Raw genomic sequence first — 16,533 nt, 5'->3', positions numbered from 1 at the left:
TAATCCATTATTGCGAAGTGGTTATCTGTCTGTTAAATAAGGTAATGCTAATGTTAATTTTTTTATTTGATTATCCTGTAAATCAAAAGCTCCCCGACCTAAGCCAGAGAGCATCATTTCAAGTGAAACCAATCAATTATTTCCTTTTTCCATCTTAAATATTTCTCATCCATCATCTTTTCCGTCAAACTTTTGTAGCGCTTTTCCAATACCGGTCTTAGTTCCCTGTATTTATCATTGTTATCTGCATCCATCATCACTATCCTATCCGACAAGATCAACGCTTCATCTATATCGTGAGTTACAAATATAACAGTTATAGAGAATTTTTCTCTGATTTCAATCATCAGTTCCTGCATCCTTAGTCTAGTGAATGAATCCAGTGCTCCAAATGGTTCATCCATCAGAAGCACTTCCGGCTCCATTACCAGGACTCTGGCAAGAGCCACCCTCTGCTTCATTCCGCCTGAAAGCTCTTCAGGGAAATGATCTACAAAATCAAGCAAGCCTACCTTATCCAGAACATATTCGACCTTTACTTTGATATCTTCACTGTTCATCTTCTTGATTTTCAGTCCATAGGCTATATTGTCGAATACGCTTAACCAGGGGAACAGTGCATCCTTCTGAAAAACAACTGCCCTTTCTCCAGAAGTTCCTGCAATGATTTCTCCCCTGAAAATCATATCACCCGTATAATCCATGTCGAATCCAGCTATCATCTCAAGAAGGGTTGACTTGCCGCAGCCGCTTGGTCCCAATAAACTGAGAAATTCACCTTTGCCTACTTCCAGACTGAAATCATTGAAGACTGTATTCTTCTTTCTTCTGCTCTCGAAGGTCTTGTTCAGATTTCTGATTTCCAGAATCTTTTCACAATACATAGTGCCTTCCCCCAATCTTAGAAGATAGTCTAAATATTCCCGTCAGCATACAATCACATAGCCATCCCAAAACAGCTATTAATATCATTGTCATTATGACCACATCAACGTGACCAAGCATCCTTCCATCCATCATGACTGCACCGAGACCCTCAGCTACTCCCGTTATTTCGCCCAGTACAAGATAAGCCCATGAAACTCCCATTGCCAGCCGCAGTCCTGCAAGGAGAGAATCAATTGAAGCAGGAATGATTACAGTGGTCCAGATCCTTGATTTTGATGCTCCCATCATTCTTGCACTCTTTATGTATATTTCAGGAACCCTCATTGCTCCCATGCAAGTGTTCATGTATACAGGAAAAAAGGCTGCAAGTGATATTAGAAAAACCGTAGTCTTCTGCCCTACTCCAAACCATACCAGGGCAACAGGAAGCCAACCGATTCCCGGAACAGCCTTGACTCCATTGAGAATCGGATTAACAAGTTCGTTGAATGTCCTGCTTCTGCCTGACGAATACCCCAGTATAATTCCCAATGCCGAAGCAATAAGAAAGCCTGCAGCCACTCTTCCTACACTTGCTGAAAAATGCTTAAAGAAAGTGCCTGAATATGGAGTCAGATCCAATGCTCCTGTCATGAAGTCCCACCCAATAAAAGCCAATTTTAAAGGTGAAGGAAGGAGGTATTCAGGAACCAGTTCCCGGATAGAAGCATACTGCCACAAAACCAGTACTATCACAGGTATAATACTCCCTTTTAAATTTCTTTTCTTAGTCTCCATCCTCTCAATCACCTCTTGCCGCTTCTCTACTTATTTACATTCAATATTAGACTTGAAAACCGAAACGTATCCTGATCTTATTAGTTGATCCCTTCAGTTTCTGTTTTAATATTTTCAACGAAACTCGTATCGAAAAGTACTTCCATGTCAGGCATGTCGCTTATTATACCAAGCTCCAGCATCCTTTCAGCCAGCTTCTCCGCCTTCTTTATATAATCTTCATCAATATTCCAGGCAAGCTCCATATTCCTTGATGCATTAGCTAAAACATCTTTGTCGGTTCCGAATTCTTCAGCCTCGGTCAGCCAGAATTCCACATCCGACTCAAGTTCTTCACTTGCTTGCACATGTGCATTCACAAGTGCCTGGATCCTGTCTCTTGCATTATTTATCTTGTCCCTGGTGGTTATCATTGCACCATTGATCGTGCCTATGGAATCATCGAAATACGGATAAGCGAGCACCCTTCCATAACCTTCCATTTCCGCTACGGAAGGAAAGGGCTCTCCACTGCAGAAGGCATCTATGTCGCCATTTGCCAGTGACTGTCCCATGTCAAAAAAGTCTATCCTTACCAGGTCCACATCCGATTCAAGGTCAAGACCAGCAGATTCCAGAGTTTCCAGAAGCAGTATATGGTGCATGGTTCCCGGTACATATGCTATCCTCTTGCCCTTCAAGTCATCCACACTGTCTATTCCTGATTCTGCTCCAACCACAAGTGCCGAACACTTGTTGCAAAGAGCTGTCACTATGACGACAGGCTCGCCCTTTGATGCTGCCGTTATAGCCGTGACCAAGGTTGTTCCCGTCATGTCAAGATCACCTGCCAGAAGTGCAGTCTTCTGGTCGCCGGGATTTGTAAATGGAAGCACTTCAATATGCTCTTCCAGATAGTTTTCATAATAGAAAGGCTGGATTGTCTGTGCAGTCTTCCATGTTCCTACGCGATAGCCTTCAGCTGCTTCGCTGCTGCACCCTGCAGATACTATTACCAGCATCGTAGAAATCAACAACAACACTATTCTTTTCATATCATAAACTCTAAATTTCATATCCTGCCTCCTCAAACCATTTCCTAGCCTTTTTCGAATCGAACCTGTCCCAGTCGCCGCAGCATTCCTTTTCAGCTCTAGGAACAGCTCCTGTCTCAACAACCACTACATTTGCCCCCCATTCCACTGCCTGTTTACTTGGAGGATGAACACAGATATCAGGCGCATTTGTCCCGGCGCCCAGTCTCGTCACCGCTACAATCTGTGCCAGCCTCTCAGCTGATAGTTCCCCTTTTTCCTCCAGAGGCGTTCCCTTTATTGCAACCCTTGCCATGGCTCCAGAAAGAACGGCTCCATGTTCCAGTCCTTTCTTGAATATTTCCACTATCTCCTCATTTGTATGCTCAGGGCCTATGGGCTCCACAAGATATGCCAGCGAGAGGTTCGTATCTTCGACAGCCTTCAACGTATCTATCCTGTCTTCAGGATTGAATTTCGTGCTGCTGCCCTCGCCGAGGCGAAGGGTATGATAAACCGTATCTATTCCTGCATCGATCATTTCCTTTGCCTTCAGCCTTCCAAACTCGCCCGTATTGGCTACCAAGCCGTAGTCTCCAGGGACTTCCTTCCTGACCTTTTTCGCCAGGGCATTGAGCCTGTCGATTCCATAGTACTGTGTTGTCCTCAATGTTATCCAGGAAGCACCTTCATTCACATACTTTTTCACCTGACCTATGACTTCCTCGTCAGTCCATTCGTGCCTTCCCTGGAAAAGATTCCATTCCTCTCCAAAGGAACAGAAGTCACAATTCATGGGACAAGTCTGGTAGTCGATTCCTATTGACGCCCATATCTTTCCCTTGTTTCCAACAACACGGTCTGCCAGCTGCCTTGCTTTCTTTCCCAGGTACTGAGCATCATCTGAACCAGGATCTATCTCCAGCATTTCCACCAGTACACCGTCTTCAATTTCCTTTCCTTCAATTGCCATATTGTAAACCATATCAATCTTGTTTTTCATAATCTCCATTCTCCCTTACGACATATTTTCTCCTGCTTCAATAATGCTTCCTATATACTCATAATAACTCCTGAGGGTCTCTATCCATGATCTGTAGCATTTTTTCCCCTCTTCAGTAATGGAATACACCTTCTTGGCAGGTCCGGTTTCCTGTGTTTCCCATTCAAAGGTCAATATCTCCTGTTTCTGCATATTACCCAGGGTCCTGTATAGGCCGGTGCTGTCCGGAATATCTCCATTCATGCCCCACCTTTCTTCTATCTTCTTGAGTATGGCATAGCCATACAGTTTTTCCTCCATCAGTATCTCCAACACAAGGGGCTGAATCAACTTGTCAAGATTATATCCCATACAGGAACATTTTTTTATCGACTTATTGCCAATTGTATCACTGCTGGAATTTACATTTTTACCTTCCATTATTCGACAACCTCCACCATCAGACTTAGTCTGATAATAGATTAACTCATCACCATGCATCAAGTATATAACTGCATTTGTTATTTTTTTGTACATCCTTTTGCAAAACGGAAGGAATTTTTGTCCATCTCAAACAAAAAAATTCTCCTCCCAAAGGAGAAGAATCCATTTTTTGTAAATTTATAACTTTTTATCAAATATAGTTGAAAAACTCGTCCACCAGTCCAGTATAGTTTCCATTTACTATGAGATGGTGGTTCCCTATGCTTTCTCTTAGAAAGTAGTTCACATCCCTGTTCATGAGAAGTTCTATCTGGCTTCTGCAAAGATTGTTCTCAGACAGGTTCCTTTCAATTTCGCATCCCGATACAAAATAGTTGTCCAGGTCGCCTGACGCCTTGAATACAGTTCCTTCGCCAAGTGATATCTTGCCCCTCAGTGCAACTCCTATGCCTGACTCAAAGTGCGTATCAAGTTCATAGCTTTCCGGCATGTTTATAGGCAGTGTGCAGTGTGCAAAGACTATCCTGTTTTCATCTACATCAATCTTTGAAGGATTGGCCATGAATACGGGATTGTCTGTAAGGAAATGCAGTATTGCCATTGATATGAGGGAGGGAATGTCCCCTTCGCATCCAGCTGGGACTCCTTCACCATTGAGTATTGCCAACGCAAGGCACCCCGTATTGTGGATATCGTCGCCAAGGAGATCGAAGCATCTCAATGTGAGTCCAGACAGCTTGTACTTCTCTGTAAGAAACTTTAGTGCTCCGTATATGTACAAGGCATCTTCGATTTCCTTTTCATCGAATTTCTTTCTCTTCAAATCATTGACATAATTGTTTTCATAAACATGCTTGTTGGCTATTTCCTGTTTCAATTCATCTATTGTTATGTCTACAAGCTCAATACCCGCCTTATGGCGTATCCTGTCATAGTCAACATCACTTGCTATTAGCCAGTCCGAAGGCTTGCCAACTATTCCAAACCTGGCTCCCCTCAGCTTTTTCATAGCCTTTACAACCTTGTACAATATCTTTATCCTTGAAGCTATATAGTCGGTACTACCGTGGAGTATTTCTCCCTTCAGGCCTTTCTGCCTGAGGAATGACAGTATTTCCATGGACGCAGCAAGAGAATTGCTGTTGTCTGTAGACAGTATCACATAGGGTGCCCTTATTTTCCTGTACACATTCTTGAAAAGATTCTCGGTTCCACCTGTTTTGACAAAGGATATCACCATGTCATACCGGTCGAAATCTTCATCTTTCACTTCTTCAAAACTGCATCCCGCCTTGTTTTCAAGTTCTTCAACAAAGGGCTTCAGTGACTTATTGAGTATTTCTGCATCTGCAAAGGATGAATTGAATGAAACAATTCCAATATTCATTTACTTCCTCCGATTATTGATTATTCGTCGCCTTCCACTTCTTCAAGAAATATTCTTTCGTCAAATACTCCACGGGCTTCCTTTTTCTTGATCTTCAAATAGTCTATGTGCATTGGCTCATAATCCTTGAACTTGACTATTGCATCCATCACTTCAAAGACATCAGCCAGCTCTTCCTCATTGCCTGATTCCCTGTATTCTTCAATTTCTTCAATCACCTTGTCAATGAGAGCTTCAAAATACTCTTCATCATTCAATTTTCTAGTTGTCGGCTTTCTTCCACTTTCTTCAATGAGTTGAGGGATTTTATCCCTGATAAGTTTGTTGTATGTCTTTTTCATGAAATCACCTCTGAATAGTATTTTTGTTCTTACATCTATTTTATCCCTATTCGGTATAAATTTCAAATCATTGTTAAATTATTGTTCGCTTACAAGAAAGAACCTGAACTATATAAAAAGTTCAGGTTCCTTTCTATCCTTATTTTCATCTTCAAGCTCATGCTGATGTTTCAGGTAATTGACATCATCATAGTATTTTGCTTCCACGGGACACTTCTTCACGCAAGCTCCGCATTTTATGCATATCCCGGTGAATTTCGACACGTCATCGCTGTCTATTGACCCCATCGGACACACATCGACACAAATCTTGCAGTCCGTACAATTATCATTAGTCTTTGGTTTTATCTTTCTGAAGTCGTAGAAATTCCCTTCAATGTCCCTAGGTCTGTAATATGGTCTGTATGGCTTGTTTCCTTTTACTTCAACAGCACCATTAATATTTCCAACCTTTAACTTTTCTGATATTTTAGCACCAAAGCCTTCCACCGATTCAATATCCTTTCCATCAGGCCTGCCTTCAGCAAGAATTCTAGAGAAAGAATGTTCTCCGATGAATGCCCCTGCACCTATGACATTGAAATTCTTGCCTTCCATTATGTCCTTCAGTTCAATCAATGCATCGTCGTAATCCCTGTTTCCATAGAGTACTACGGGAACGCCAAGAGCTCCTCCTCCATTCATGGTATCCAGATATTTCAGAAGTATGTTTGGTACCCTTCCGGCATATACTGGAACGCCAAGCACCACAATGTCATCTTTCCCGAATTCAAGAGGCTTTTCCCTTTCCCCAGGCAAAGTAAAGCTTCTGCTCTTGAACACGGCATCGCTGCCTAAATTTCTGCATATCGATTGAGCCAACACTTCAGCAACAACCTGTGTTGTGCCTGTCGGGCTGAACCATACTGCATTTATCCTTCTTTCTGTCTCTCCCATTTTCTGCTCCTCTTTCCATTTGTTGTTTATGATAATGATATAACACCCTTTATTCTTATTCAAGTGTATCAATTGAAAAAGCACCATTTTGCCAATATAAGTAGAAATTTTGGCAAGATAGTGCTATAAAAATCTATCTGAATATCAATTTTGACAACAGCGGCTTCTTGATCTCTATGGCCTTCACAGGACACAACTCCTGGCAGCAGAAACAACTTATGCACCCGACATAGTCCACTACGGGCTTGCCCTCTGTCATCTCTATTACCTTTGGAGGACAGTTGGCGGCACAGTCACCGCAGCCTACACAGATATCAAAGTTAAAAACGGGCCTCGACTTGAGCCTCTTGGCAAGGAATTTAATGACGGGCAGAGGTATGTTTCTCAAACTTCCGCTGATTGCAGGAGCCTTCTCGAAATCAGGGACCAAAACATCTTCAATCCTGTCTCCTGCAATTTCGACATCTTCCATGCTGTCCGAGCTCAGTCCCCTCTCAGCAGCCTTTCTAAGTGTCGGTACATCCTGCACCTTGAGGCCAATTATTTCACAGGCCGTCTTGTCAAGGTCATAGGGGTTTTCCGATGCAAGTATTGCACCAATTTTCCTGGGCCTTCCACCTGAAGGTCCCGCGCCCTCCATTCCCACTATTCCATCCATTATGTGAAGAACAGGCTTCACATGTTCACAGATATCTATGAGTGCATTGCAGAAATTGTTCACATCAGGCATATTCACATGGTACTCAGCCTTGATTGTACCCGGTATCAGTCCGAAGAGATTCTTCACAGCTCCCGTATATACTGCAAAGCCATGGGTCTTGAGCTTAGGAAGATTGATTATCTTGTCAACGTCGTTTATCATGTCAGTAAGAATCACCTTGTTAAGAAGCACTGCATTGTCAAATTCCGTATAGTAAGATGCAAGGTTGAAATTAAGTGACGCACCCGACCTTTTAGCAGCCTCTTCCATGCCTGTTGACTTGTATATGTTTTTCATCCTTCCTTCCATGAAAGGTCCTCCGGGACTGTCTCCAATGACAACAATGGCATCCTTTGACATGAGAATGTCCGCCAGCGCCTGAACGAAAACCGGATTTGTAGTGGTAGCCTCCTCGGGAGTTTTCTTCATTAGAAGATTGGTCTTTAAGAGAATCCTGTCTCCCGGTTGTACAAACCTGTCTATTCCACCAATGTTGTCAAAGGTTCTCAGCAATGCTCCCCTTATCCTGTCATAATCATATTCTTCGCATTTCACCAGAGATACAATCATATATGCCCACTCTCCTTTTCCATGTTTGTATTATCAGTCTTCCAGTATGCTTATTTCTATCGAACAGGTTTCATCATCATTCATTATGGACTTGAGTACCTTCACTTCGACCTTCTTCCCGGTTATCTTCTCCCAGATATCCTTGTAGAAACCGGCTCCACAGTAACAGTATTCAATATCAATGCTTTCATTCTTCAAAAGCATTTCCCTTATCCTTGGGCAATGACAATAGAAATAGTTCCTTTCCTCACTTGTACATGCTTCAAAGTACTTGTGGAACTCCTTGGGTATCTTCGTAGCAACTATGGTATTTCCCTCAAGGATGCCTGCCGCACCCCATCCTTTTTCAATTATCATGTCTACCTGTTCATCGGTAAGATTTTTATATTCCTTAATTTCCCTCTTGAAATTGCTTTCAAAGGTCTTATGTACAAGCTTAAGGTCTCCTGTGTTCACATAGAGTTCGTGAAGATCTGCAAGGCTGCCTTCAGGATAATGACAGGATGCCGAACACATTATTTCCCTTATTTCATCAGGAGTAAACTTGTCTTTCAAACCTTTCATGAAGTTTTTGGACCAGAAAACCAGATCCTCCCGGTCATCTTCAGGAAACAGGACTTCAACATTTTTTCTCATGCCTTTTACAGCTTCTGAAATCTTGTCTCTCCAATTCTTTTCAAATTCCGAATTAGCCATATTATTTCCTCACACCCTTTATATATGAATTTAATTTCATCAACACTTAATTTTACACTATTTACACAGATTTGTCATCTAGACAAAGAAGCTTTGCTGCGACAAAAAACACCATCCATATTGCTATGAACAGTGTCTCTATAATCTACCTCATTGAAACCGCATGATGTGGACAATATGCCACGCACTTGCTGCAACCTATGCACTTTTCCTTGTTGATTGTTATTTCCCCACCGAAGAATCCTTTCTTTTCAACTGCATTTACCGGACATACTCTCTTTACGGGGCAGAATGGCGATCTATCACATACAGACTGATTTATATAAGCTTTCTTTTCCTTATTTGAATTTTTCTTGTTTGCCTTACTCAAGGTGCACCTCCATGTTTTTTAACATTATATACCCCCACGGGGTATGTGTCAAGTTTTTCTTCACTTCTTGATCCAGTAACAAAATACACCTTTACGAAGCCTTCTTTCTATTCTTATCTATTTTGAACTCTAATTGGCATGCATAAGACTATGATCCATATTATCATTTGAATCAATTACAGCTTCCTCGCTTCCAAATGATCTGTCGAATATTTTTACACCAATATAAAGCCACACTGCACCAAAGACGAACAAGTAGATTATATCAGGCACAACGGCACCGAATTCCTTTCCCTTGATGAATATTTCCTGAACATTCTTGGCATAACCTATCAAAGGCCAGACTGCTCTCGTTGTTATCCTCAATGCATCAGGCATTTGTTCTAATGGCCATACGCATCCTGCCAGTACAAAAGTGGGAAGTGAAAGCATATATGATATTTTGGCATACTCAACCCTTTCTTTGGTAAATGACGCAAGTACCATTGACAGTCCCGTAATTGCAAACGCAAAGAGAATTGTCAGCAATACTGTTGTCCACAGACTGCCTATTACAGGGACATGGAAGATATACTTTATTCCTGCCAGTCCAAGAAGCATTGACGGCATTATACCTGCAACGCAGGATGCCATAACGCCCAGGGCTTTTTGTGTCGTATTGCCCGAAGCGATATATTCCTTGCTTCTTATAAACTTTGAACCCATGGATGACAGCATAAGCTGTTGAAAGAACACTGCCAGATAGCAGGCTATCAGATAATTCATATACCTCATTTTGGAATCATAAAGAACTCGCTCACCAATATTAAACGATAAAGCCAGATTTTTTGTAATCTGTGGAAGTACTCCCTTCGCTTCAATGACCTTGATTTCCACCCCGACAGCTATGGTTTGTATTATTGTTGCCGCCTGGGCATAGGCATTGTTCGATACAACTATATTTGTTCCGTCAGTTACAACTAGAATCTCTTTGGGGTCACCTACGGATGCACCGGACTCAAATCCTTCGGGAATTATTATCCCCATATGGGCATCTCCGTCATACAAGAGTTCTTCCAAATCCTTTCTGTTGTCAGGATAATACTCAACATCAAACCTTTCATTGGAAAGGAAGCTTGAAGATATGGTGTTGCTTAATCCAGAACCATCTTCATCTAAAATTGCAACGGGTATGTCATTTACATAGTCATTTACATATACTCCACCAAAGAACATTGTAAGAAAAACCGGACCTATGAAAAGAAGAATCATCATGCCTGCATAATCAAATATTGACCGAAACTCTTTTCTGAACGCTTCCAGAAATATCTTCATCGACAGTGTCCTCCTTTCCCGTTTCCATAACAATAACTACAAATTCTGCAATTATCAATGATACCGCTCCAAAGCCAAACATATATGCAAGATCATTTGTCATATCGCCAAGTGTTGCACCTTTCAGGAAAATGTTCCTGTAGTTGTCTACAAAATGAATGAAAGGTATGTAATGTGCAAAAGCCTGATATCCAGTTGGCATTGACATCAGAGGCCATGTGGTACCTGCCATCATGGAATTTGGTATAATCATCAATCCGGCACCTACAAGTGCAACCATTTTATTTTTTATTACAGCAGATATCAGGACACAGAATGCCGATACTGCAAAACTAAGCCCAAAAGACATCAGAACAGCATCTGCCAGGCTTCCTTTAAACGGGATTCCTGCTGCAGTGGCCATAAGTGCCGTACACAGAATATACATGAATGTTCCGCAAAAAGTATAGAATAAAACCTTTCCTGAAACATGACCAAATCTTTTCTTTTTATCCACATCAAGCATTTCATGTCTTATAGATGCAGCCGCACAAAGAGCAACAGCTATCTGGATTATCCCTGCAACCAGCATAGGCGTCAGAAAATCTTCAAAGCTTTTCCCGGGATTGTACAACGCCTTGCTTCTGAATATAAATCCCTGAGCAGTTTCAACGGAATCATCATAGGACATTCCAAGCCTTCCCATTAACTGCTTCGAGGTTATTCCAGCCTTGTACGTCAATAGTATCTCTGTAGCCTTTGCTTTTGCAACACTTGTGACTGACATGTTGCTTCCGTCATATATCATTGCTATTGATGGAGATTCAAGCCCTGCCATGTCATCATAAAAACCTTCAGGTATTATTATGCCCGCCCTTGCCTTGCTGTTTCTAATGAGCTTTTCCAGATCTTCATCACTGTCTGTTCGATATTCTACGCTGAATGTTTCATCTGAATCAAACTGTCTTATCAAATCCATGCTGAATGCAGAACCGTCGTGGTCCGCAACTGCAATGGGCATTTCCGTAAGAACCTCTCCTGACAATTCAATTCCAAGGATGAGCACTAGCAGTAACGGCAATATAAACAATACAATAATATTTGTTTTTCCTTCCACAAGGGCCTTGAATTCTTCCTTGAAAGACCCGGTCATCACTCATTCACTTCCTGTACTGAAAAATCCACGACCGCAGTCATTCCCGGTCTCAACAGCTCTTCACTGTTTTCAAGCTTTACCTTGACTCCAAAGGAAACCAAATCAAAGTCACCATTTTCAGCAGTAGCCTTCTTCACCGCAAAATCCGGCTGCTTGTTGATTGTAGCAATTGTTCCCTTGAATTCCTTGTCCTTGAATGCAGGAAGTTCAACTCTTGCTTCCTGTCCTTCTTTAATCTCTGAAATTTCATCCTCATCTACGTTTACAGTCACCCAGCATGTCTCAAGATTGCTCACAGTTGCCAAGGACATTCCTGTCGATACCAGTTCACCTTCATCAACATTCAAGGATGTAACGACTCCGTCTATGGCTGCCTTAATTTCAGTATCTTCAAGATACACCTGAACTTCAGCCAATCCTGCCTCGGCCTGCTCCAATTTCCCCTTTGCAGCCTCAAGTCCGGCTTCAGCCATTGCTAGTTGTGCCGCAGCAGCATCCTTTTGCTCTATCCTCGCTCCTTCCCTGGCCATGTCAAGAGTTTGTGCATATACTTCCTTCTGTGTCCTTATCTCTTCCAGCTTCTGAAGGGATATTGCTCCACCGTCATAGAGGACCTTGGCCCTTTCGTATGTGGAGTTCCAAAGCTTGTAGGCACTTTCGGCCTGAATAACCTCCTGGCTTCTAGCTCCATTCTCCGCCATGTCGCTGACAGCCTTTGCCATGTCCCTCTGGCTTATGGAAGCTTCCACTCCGGCCTTAGCCTGTTCAACCATGGCCAGAAGCTGATCTTCCTTTGCCTGAAGTTCGTCGCTTGCTATCACCAGGATTACATCTCCAGCCTTTACACTCTGGCCTTCTTCAATCTTGATTTCAGCCACCCTTCCAGGAATCTTGGTGTTTATGCTTACATCCTTTGCTGCAACTATTCCCTGGAACACATCCTTTTCTGCACTTTCTCCACTGATTCCGCTGGAAGTGGATATAATCGCAAATGCTGCAACAGCCACTATCACTCCTATGACCAACTTGTTTACATTTCTTCCAAACCAGTTTGAACCATCTTTCCTTTTAGTTCTAATATTTGCCACTTTTTTATTCTTGTCATCCATTTCTAAAACCCTTCCTTCTATATTTTAGTGCTTTCTACAGCTCTGAAAAGTTAAATATGTATAACACCTTGAATCGTTGGTGTTATACGTTTAAGGTAACTTTTCTTCGCGTCAGAATAAATGCTTACGCATTTATTCCTTGTAAACAAGTATTCCGGCATCGTTCAGGTATTTCACCTTTGCCATTATGTTGTTGTATTTTATTTTAGCTGCATTGGCTTCCATATCCGCAAGATTTTCCTGTGCTGCTATGAGTTCCACAATGGTTCCGGTACTTGATTCAAGATTCATCTTCTGAAGCAATGAGTTTTCAGCTCCCAGACCCTGCTCATATTTCAATTCAGCTATTGCAAGAACCTCCTGTGCATCTTCAACAAGATTTGAAGACACTTCAAGCATATACTTGGTTGCCTCAAGGTTTTCATAAGCCTGGCATATCTCAGATTCTACGGTTTTCTTGACAGCCTCGAGTTCAAGTTCCGCACCCTCCCTCAACAACTCAGCCTCATCCAGGGAATCTTCCTCATTTTTGTATGTTTGTGAAGAGCTCAATATGTCTTCATTCAATACATATATCATCCACTGTCCCAGCGCCATCTGCATTTCTATCCTGTTTTTCATACCCGACTTCAGGGCTTCTTCCAAAGACTCCACAGGAGTTTCCTGAACAACAGGTTCTACAAGGACAATTTCCGTATCCATGTCGCAATTCATGTTTTTCTTAAGCTCGTAAATGGCATTATTGTAAGTTGCCTGGGCAAGTCTGTATTCCACCTTGGTACCGTCATAGTACATCTTGGCAAGGAGCATGTCGTCCTTTGCCTTCATTCCGTTTTCATATGAAAGATTAACCAGATTGTACTGCGTTTCCCCTCTTTCCATGGCTACTTTTTTCAAATCAACCATTTTTCCCGCATAAAGGGCATCATAATAGTTTTTTTGGATGAGCATTGCTATTTGATTTTTGTATATTCCCTTTGCATATCTTGTAACATCAAGATTTACATCCGCCATGGTTATCATAAGGTCCACAGCATCGTCGGTTTCCAATTGAACAACACTGCCGTAGTTTATTTTTGCATCCAGCTTGTCTGCCACGTCGTCAAGTACCGATTCAAACTTGTCCTGATTGTAGTCGAATGTTTCCTGGGCTTCATCCATTGCTGCATTGTATTCATCAAGGGTTGCCTGGCTTTCATCAAGCTGTGCTTCAATGATTGAATGAACATCGTCATAGTATTCTGAAGCTGCATACTCAGCTTCTGCTTCGGAATAGCCAACTCCCACAAGCATATCTTCAAGGGTTTTGAGAATATCGGCTCCAGTTACAAGTACGGCATCATCCCCCGATATCCCCAAATATGCAAGCATGCTAAGCATATTTTTATCAACATACTTGCAAATATCGGTGTAGGTTATCTTTACCGGTGATTTCCCCAACGAAAGATAATAATAGGCAGTGTCAAGATCCTTCTGGTTTTGATCAAGGGCAACACCCAAATCAAACAAATCGCTTTCAGCTTCATCAAGCTGTTCCTGGGCATCTTCGAGATCTTCAATATTACCTTCGGCATAACTTACAGCTACCAGAGCCAGGTCTATTGCATTGTCCAGTTTTCCAATGTTGGGATTATTATCAAGCCCATATTCAACTGCCTGGTCAACAGTCATTTCAACAGGCAATTTACTGCCTTCTTCATCTAACGGTAAATCAATTATTTCTTCCGATCCGTCAACCGCTTTATCTCCTGTGATAAAACCCGGAAGCTCGTATGGAGCCAATTCATAACTTTCTTCTGCAGTTGCCGTTTCAGCATTTGCCGAATTGACGGCAGAAAAAAGAATTGTAATTATACATACGTATGATGCTATTTTCTTCATGTTCATTTGCTTCTTCCTCTCTTAGATTATAGGATATGTACCTCAACATCTTCAGACATTTCACTCAATTCTTCAACATGGTCCATAATTTCATAATCATTCTTATCAAGGACAATTTGCCTCACATTGCTTCTTGCAATGCAATCCTTAAGTATTTCAGCAGGGCTGTCCGAAAAGAATATCATCATCTCAGCTTCCGATTTCCTGGCAACGGCAAAAATATTGTCGATTTCCCTTGAGAATGTCTTTCCCCAATGCCTTTTTTTCTGCACATTTGCCACAACCAGCTTCGTATCGGTGATTTCTGCTATTTCCCTGCCCTTTTTGATCAGTCATCCCGAATCTAATTTCGCCCTGACAAATACCATTGTTGAATATTCAGTTTTTTCAGTCTGCTCGAGTCTTTCGTCCATATCCTATCCAAACCTTAATTTTCTCTTGAAGCAATAATATATATAAAAAATGACACCAGTATGATGCAATTGTGAACAATTGTGAACAGGAAACAAATTTCTGAAGCTAAAGCAAAGCAGCTATGCTATGTCATGAAAAAAACTGCATCACACATGGAATGGCATCCATCTGCAACACAGTCTTGTTTTTTGTTCTATTCATTTCACATTTCCTTATGTACGGTGAATTCAAAGGCACTTCCCTTGCCTTCCTGGCTTTTGACGCTTATGTCCTCTCCCATAATATCCATTATCTCCCTGGCTATTGAGAGTCCCAGACCTGTACCTTTTTTTGTTCTAGACCTGTCTCCTTTATAAAATCTGTCGAATACGAAATCGATGTCTCCCTTTGCTATGCCTTTACCCGTATCCTCTACCGTTACCAGTATATCCTCTTCCCTGACATCAGTTCTTATTTCTATCCTTCCTCCTTTTGGAGTGAATTTATATGCATTATCAATGAGTATGACAAGAACCTGCTCGATCCTGTCGTAGTTTGAATATACCCTCGGCAGTTCTACGGGATCATAGACGAGTTCTATATCTTCATCCATCATCCTGTATCTTTCATAAACCATTTCCATAATGGAACTCAGATCAACCGATGACTTTCTTATTTCTGCATCGCTTGTCTGAAGCCTTGACAATTCCATTATATCATCAACAAGCCTCGACAGCCTCAAGCTTTCCTTGTAGATGATTTTGTAATATCTTTTGACATCTTCCTCATCCGTCACAATGGAGTCCATCAAAGGTTCAATGAGTCCCCTTATGGAAGTAAGAGGAGACCTCAGCTCATGGGATACATTCGCCACATAGTCCCTCCTCATGTTTTCCAGCTTCTCTAACTCCGTAATATCCCTGAACAACACAACGGCTCCTGCCGGCATGTTGTGATCATCTTCTATTGATGCAATTATGATTCTTAATACCGTTTCATCCCTGGCGCCATTCTTCATAACGGAGTATTTCCCTTCTATTGCCTGGGAAAGTTCCTTGAGTTCCCGGTCCAAGGCATCAACCTGGTCGACACTCGTTCCAAGTACGTCCTCTTCTTTCAATCCGTACATGTCAAGAAACACCTGGTTGTAATGTGTGATTGTCTTGTTTTCATCTACTGCTATCATACCTTCTTCAAGGCTGTTGAGTACTTGGTGCAGCCTGTTCTTTTCAATATAGAGCTGGGATACATTCCTGTAGAATTCAACGGAAAGCTTGTTCAACGTCTTCCCTAGCAATCCAACTTCCCCTTCAAGGGTCTCATCCGCCTGCACGGAAAAATCTCCTTCAATCATGGAAATCCCTGCAGCTATGACGTTCCTTATAGGTTTGACTATTCTCCTGAGGACCATATGGGAAAGAACCGCTACGAATGGTATTACAATTATCATTGAAACAATAAGACACTGGAAATCGCTAAGTTCAGGCAAAATATTGTTTGATAACAACGATTCCAGATATGCCACCAGAAATGCCGACATGAAGATTGCAGTTGAAATAAGTATGGTGATTCGTTTGACTATGTAATTCTTCATATC

At 41.8% G+C, this 16,533-nt stretch carries 17 protein-coding genes; all 17 read right to left on the bottom strand.

Features of this window, described 5'->3' with window-relative positions; translation table 11 throughout:
• Positions 1-113: 113 nt before the first annotated feature.
• The 17 genes from BUB05_RS06805 to BUB05_RS06725 all read right to left on the bottom strand — a co-directional run bounded on the left by BUB05_RS06805 (position 114) and on the right by BUB05_RS06725 (position 16,530).
• Positions 114-884 carry an ABC transporter ATP-binding protein gene (locus BUB05_RS06805; protein WP_073048841.1) on the bottom strand — a complete coding sequence of 257 codons (771 nt, stop codon included), beginning with the start codon at positions 882-884 and terminating at the stop codon, positions 114-116.
• Positions 874-1,665, bottom strand: coding sequence for an ABC transporter permease (locus BUB05_RS06800; RefSeq protein ID WP_073048840.1), 792 nt, complete (start codon positions 1,663-1,665; stop codon positions 874-876). Before BUB05_RS06800 ends, BUB05_RS06805 begins: the two co-directional genes overlap by 11 nt.
• An 80-nt stretch (positions 1,666-1,745) precedes the next feature.
• Positions 1,746-2,720 carry an ABC transporter substrate-binding protein gene (locus BUB05_RS06795; protein WP_245819774.1) on the bottom strand — a complete coding sequence of 325 codons (975 nt, stop codon included), beginning with the start codon at positions 2,718-2,720 and terminating at the stop codon, positions 1,746-1,748.
• The gene (locus BUB05_RS06790) at positions 2,710-3,681 is read right to left on the bottom strand and encodes a biotin synthase BioB (RefSeq protein WP_245819772.1); all 972 of its coding nucleotides are present in this window, start codon (positions 3,679-3,681) and stop codon (positions 2,710-2,712) included. Before BUB05_RS06790 ends, BUB05_RS06795 begins: the two co-directional genes overlap by 11 nt.
• A 15-nt stretch (positions 3,682-3,696) precedes the next feature.
• Complete coding sequence (locus BUB05_RS18845) at positions 3,697-4,101, bottom strand: PadR family transcriptional regulator (protein ID WP_073048838.1); 405 nt, start codon at positions 4,099-4,101, stop codon at positions 3,697-3,699.
• 193 nt (positions 4,102-4,294) lie between these two features.
• Positions 4,295-5,491 (bottom strand): hypothetical protein, encoded by a 1,197-nt coding sequence (locus BUB05_RS06780; protein ID WP_073048837.1) that lies wholly within the window; start codon positions 5,489-5,491, stop codon positions 4,295-4,297.
• A gap of 20 nt (positions 5,492-5,511) precedes the next feature.
• Positions 5,512-5,832 (bottom strand): nucleoside triphosphate pyrophosphohydrolase, encoded by a 321-nt coding sequence (locus BUB05_RS06775; RefSeq protein ID WP_073048836.1) that lies wholly within the window; start codon positions 5,830-5,832, stop codon positions 5,512-5,514.
• A gap of 108 nt (positions 5,833-5,940) precedes the next feature.
• On the bottom strand, positions 5,941-6,768 hold the full coding sequence (locus BUB05_RS06770; RefSeq protein WP_073048835.1) for an EFR1 family ferrodoxin: 828 nt from the start codon (positions 6,766-6,768) through the stop codon (positions 5,941-5,943).
• A 133-nt stretch (positions 6,769-6,901) separates the two neighbouring features.
• Positions 6,902-8,038, bottom strand: coding sequence for a DUF362 domain-containing protein (locus BUB05_RS06765; protein ID WP_073048834.1), 1,137 nt, complete (start codon positions 8,036-8,038; stop codon positions 6,902-6,904).
• Positions 8,039-8,071: 33 nt separating this feature from the next.
• On the bottom strand, positions 8,072-8,734 hold the full coding sequence (locus tag BUB05_RS06760) for a DUF6144 family protein (protein WP_073048833.1): 663 nt from the start codon (positions 8,732-8,734) through the stop codon (positions 8,072-8,074).
• 145 nt (positions 8,735-8,879) lie between these two features.
• Entirely contained in the window at positions 8,880-9,104 is a 225-nt protein-coding gene (locus BUB05_RS06755; RefSeq protein WP_073048832.1) for a 4Fe-4S binding protein, read from the bottom strand.
• Positions 9,105-9,233: 129 nt separating this feature from the next.
• Entirely contained in the window at positions 9,234-10,418 is a 1,185-nt protein-coding gene (locus tag BUB05_RS06750; RefSeq protein WP_073048831.1) for an ABC transporter permease, read from the bottom strand.
• On the bottom strand, positions 10,369-11,550 hold the full coding sequence (locus BUB05_RS06745) for an ABC transporter permease (RefSeq protein WP_073048830.1): 1,182 nt from the start codon (positions 11,548-11,550) through the stop codon (positions 10,369-10,371). The genes BUB05_RS06750 and BUB05_RS06745 overlap by 50 nt, the downstream gene beginning before the upstream one ends.
• On the bottom strand, positions 11,550-12,662 hold the full coding sequence (locus BUB05_RS06740; protein WP_094762774.1) for an HlyD family secretion protein: 1,113 nt from the start codon (positions 12,660-12,662) through the stop codon (positions 11,550-11,552). The genes BUB05_RS06745 and BUB05_RS06740 overlap by 1 nt, the downstream gene beginning before the upstream one ends.
• Before the next feature lie 132 nt (positions 12,663-12,794).
• A complete protein-coding gene (locus BUB05_RS06735) occupies positions 12,795-14,549 on the bottom strand; it encodes a TolC family protein (RefSeq protein WP_073048829.1) in 1,755 nt (584 codons plus the stop codon).
• Positions 14,550-14,569: 20 nt separating this feature from the next.
• The gene (locus BUB05_RS06730) at positions 14,570-14,815 is read right to left on the bottom strand and encodes a hypothetical protein (protein ID WP_139257950.1); all 246 of its coding nucleotides are present in this window, start codon (positions 14,813-14,815) and stop codon (positions 14,570-14,572) included.
• Positions 14,816-15,159: 344 nt separating this feature from the next.
• Entirely contained in the window at positions 15,160-16,530 is a 1,371-nt protein-coding gene (locus BUB05_RS06725; RefSeq protein WP_073048827.1) for a sensor histidine kinase, read from the bottom strand.
• Between the last annotated feature and the right edge of the window lie 3 nt (positions 16,531-16,533).

It is taken from the genome of Dethiosulfatibacter aminovorans DSM 17477, assembly GCF_900142005.1.
In the GTDB taxonomy this organism is placed as follows: domain Bacteria; phylum Bacillota; class Clostridia; order Tissierellales; family Dethiosulfatibacteraceae; genus Dethiosulfatibacter; species Dethiosulfatibacter aminovorans.
The sequence above is the reverse complement of the archived record's forward strand: the minus strand, read 5'-3'. Positions and strand labels throughout refer to the sequence as shown.

Coding starts and splice junctions, on each gene's coding strand:
- BUB05_RS06805 (WP_073048841.1), bottom strand. CDS start 884: ATGTATTGTGAAAAGATTCTGGAAATCAGAAATCTGAACAAGACCTTC.
- BUB05_RS06800 (WP_073048840.1), bottom strand. CDS start 1,665: ATGGAGACTAAGAAAAGAAATTTAAAAGGGAGTATTATACCTGTGATA.
- BUB05_RS06795 (WP_245819774.1), bottom strand. CDS start 2,720: ATGAAATTTAGAGTTTATGATATGAAAAGAATAGTGTTGTTGTTGATT.
- BUB05_RS06790 (WP_245819772.1), bottom strand. CDS start 3,681: ATGAAAAACAAGATTGATATGGTTTACAATATGGCAATTGAAGGAAAG.
- BUB05_RS18845 (WP_073048838.1), bottom strand. CDS start 4,101: ATGGAAGGTAAAAATGTAAATTCCAGCAGTGATACAATTGGCAATAAG.
- BUB05_RS06780 (WP_073048837.1), bottom strand. CDS start 5,491: ATGAATATTGGAATTGTTTCATTCAATTCATCCTTTGCAGATGCAGAA.
- BUB05_RS06775 (WP_073048836.1), bottom strand. CDS start 5,832: ATGAAAAAGACATACAACAAACTTATCAGGGATAAAATCCCTCAACTC.
- BUB05_RS06770 (WP_073048835.1), bottom strand. CDS start 6,768: ATGGGAGAGACAGAAAGAAGGATAAATGCAGTATGGTTCAGCCCGACA.
- BUB05_RS06765 (WP_073048834.1), bottom strand. CDS start 8,038: ATGATTGTATCTCTGGTGAAATGCGAAGAATATGATTATGACAGGATA.
- BUB05_RS06760 (WP_073048833.1), bottom strand. CDS start 8,734: ATGGCTAATTCGGAATTTGAAAAGAATTGGAGAGACAAGATTTCAGAA.
- BUB05_RS06750 (WP_073048831.1), bottom strand. CDS start 10,418: ATGAAGATATTTCTGGAAGCGTTCAGAAAAGAGTTTCGGTCAATATTT.
- BUB05_RS06745 (WP_073048830.1), bottom strand. CDS start 11,550: ATGACCGGGTCTTTCAAGGAAGAATTCAAGGCCCTTGTGGAAGGAAAA.
- BUB05_RS06740 (WP_094762774.1), bottom strand. CDS start 12,662: ATGGATGACAAGAATAAAAAAGTGGCAAATATTAGAACTAAAAGGAAA.
- BUB05_RS06735 (WP_073048829.1), bottom strand. CDS start 14,549: ATGAACATGAAGAAAATAGCATCATACGTATGTATAATTACAATTCTT.
- BUB05_RS06725 (WP_073048827.1), bottom strand. CDS start 16,530: ATGAAGAATTACATAGTCAAACGAATCACCATACTTATTTCAACTGCA.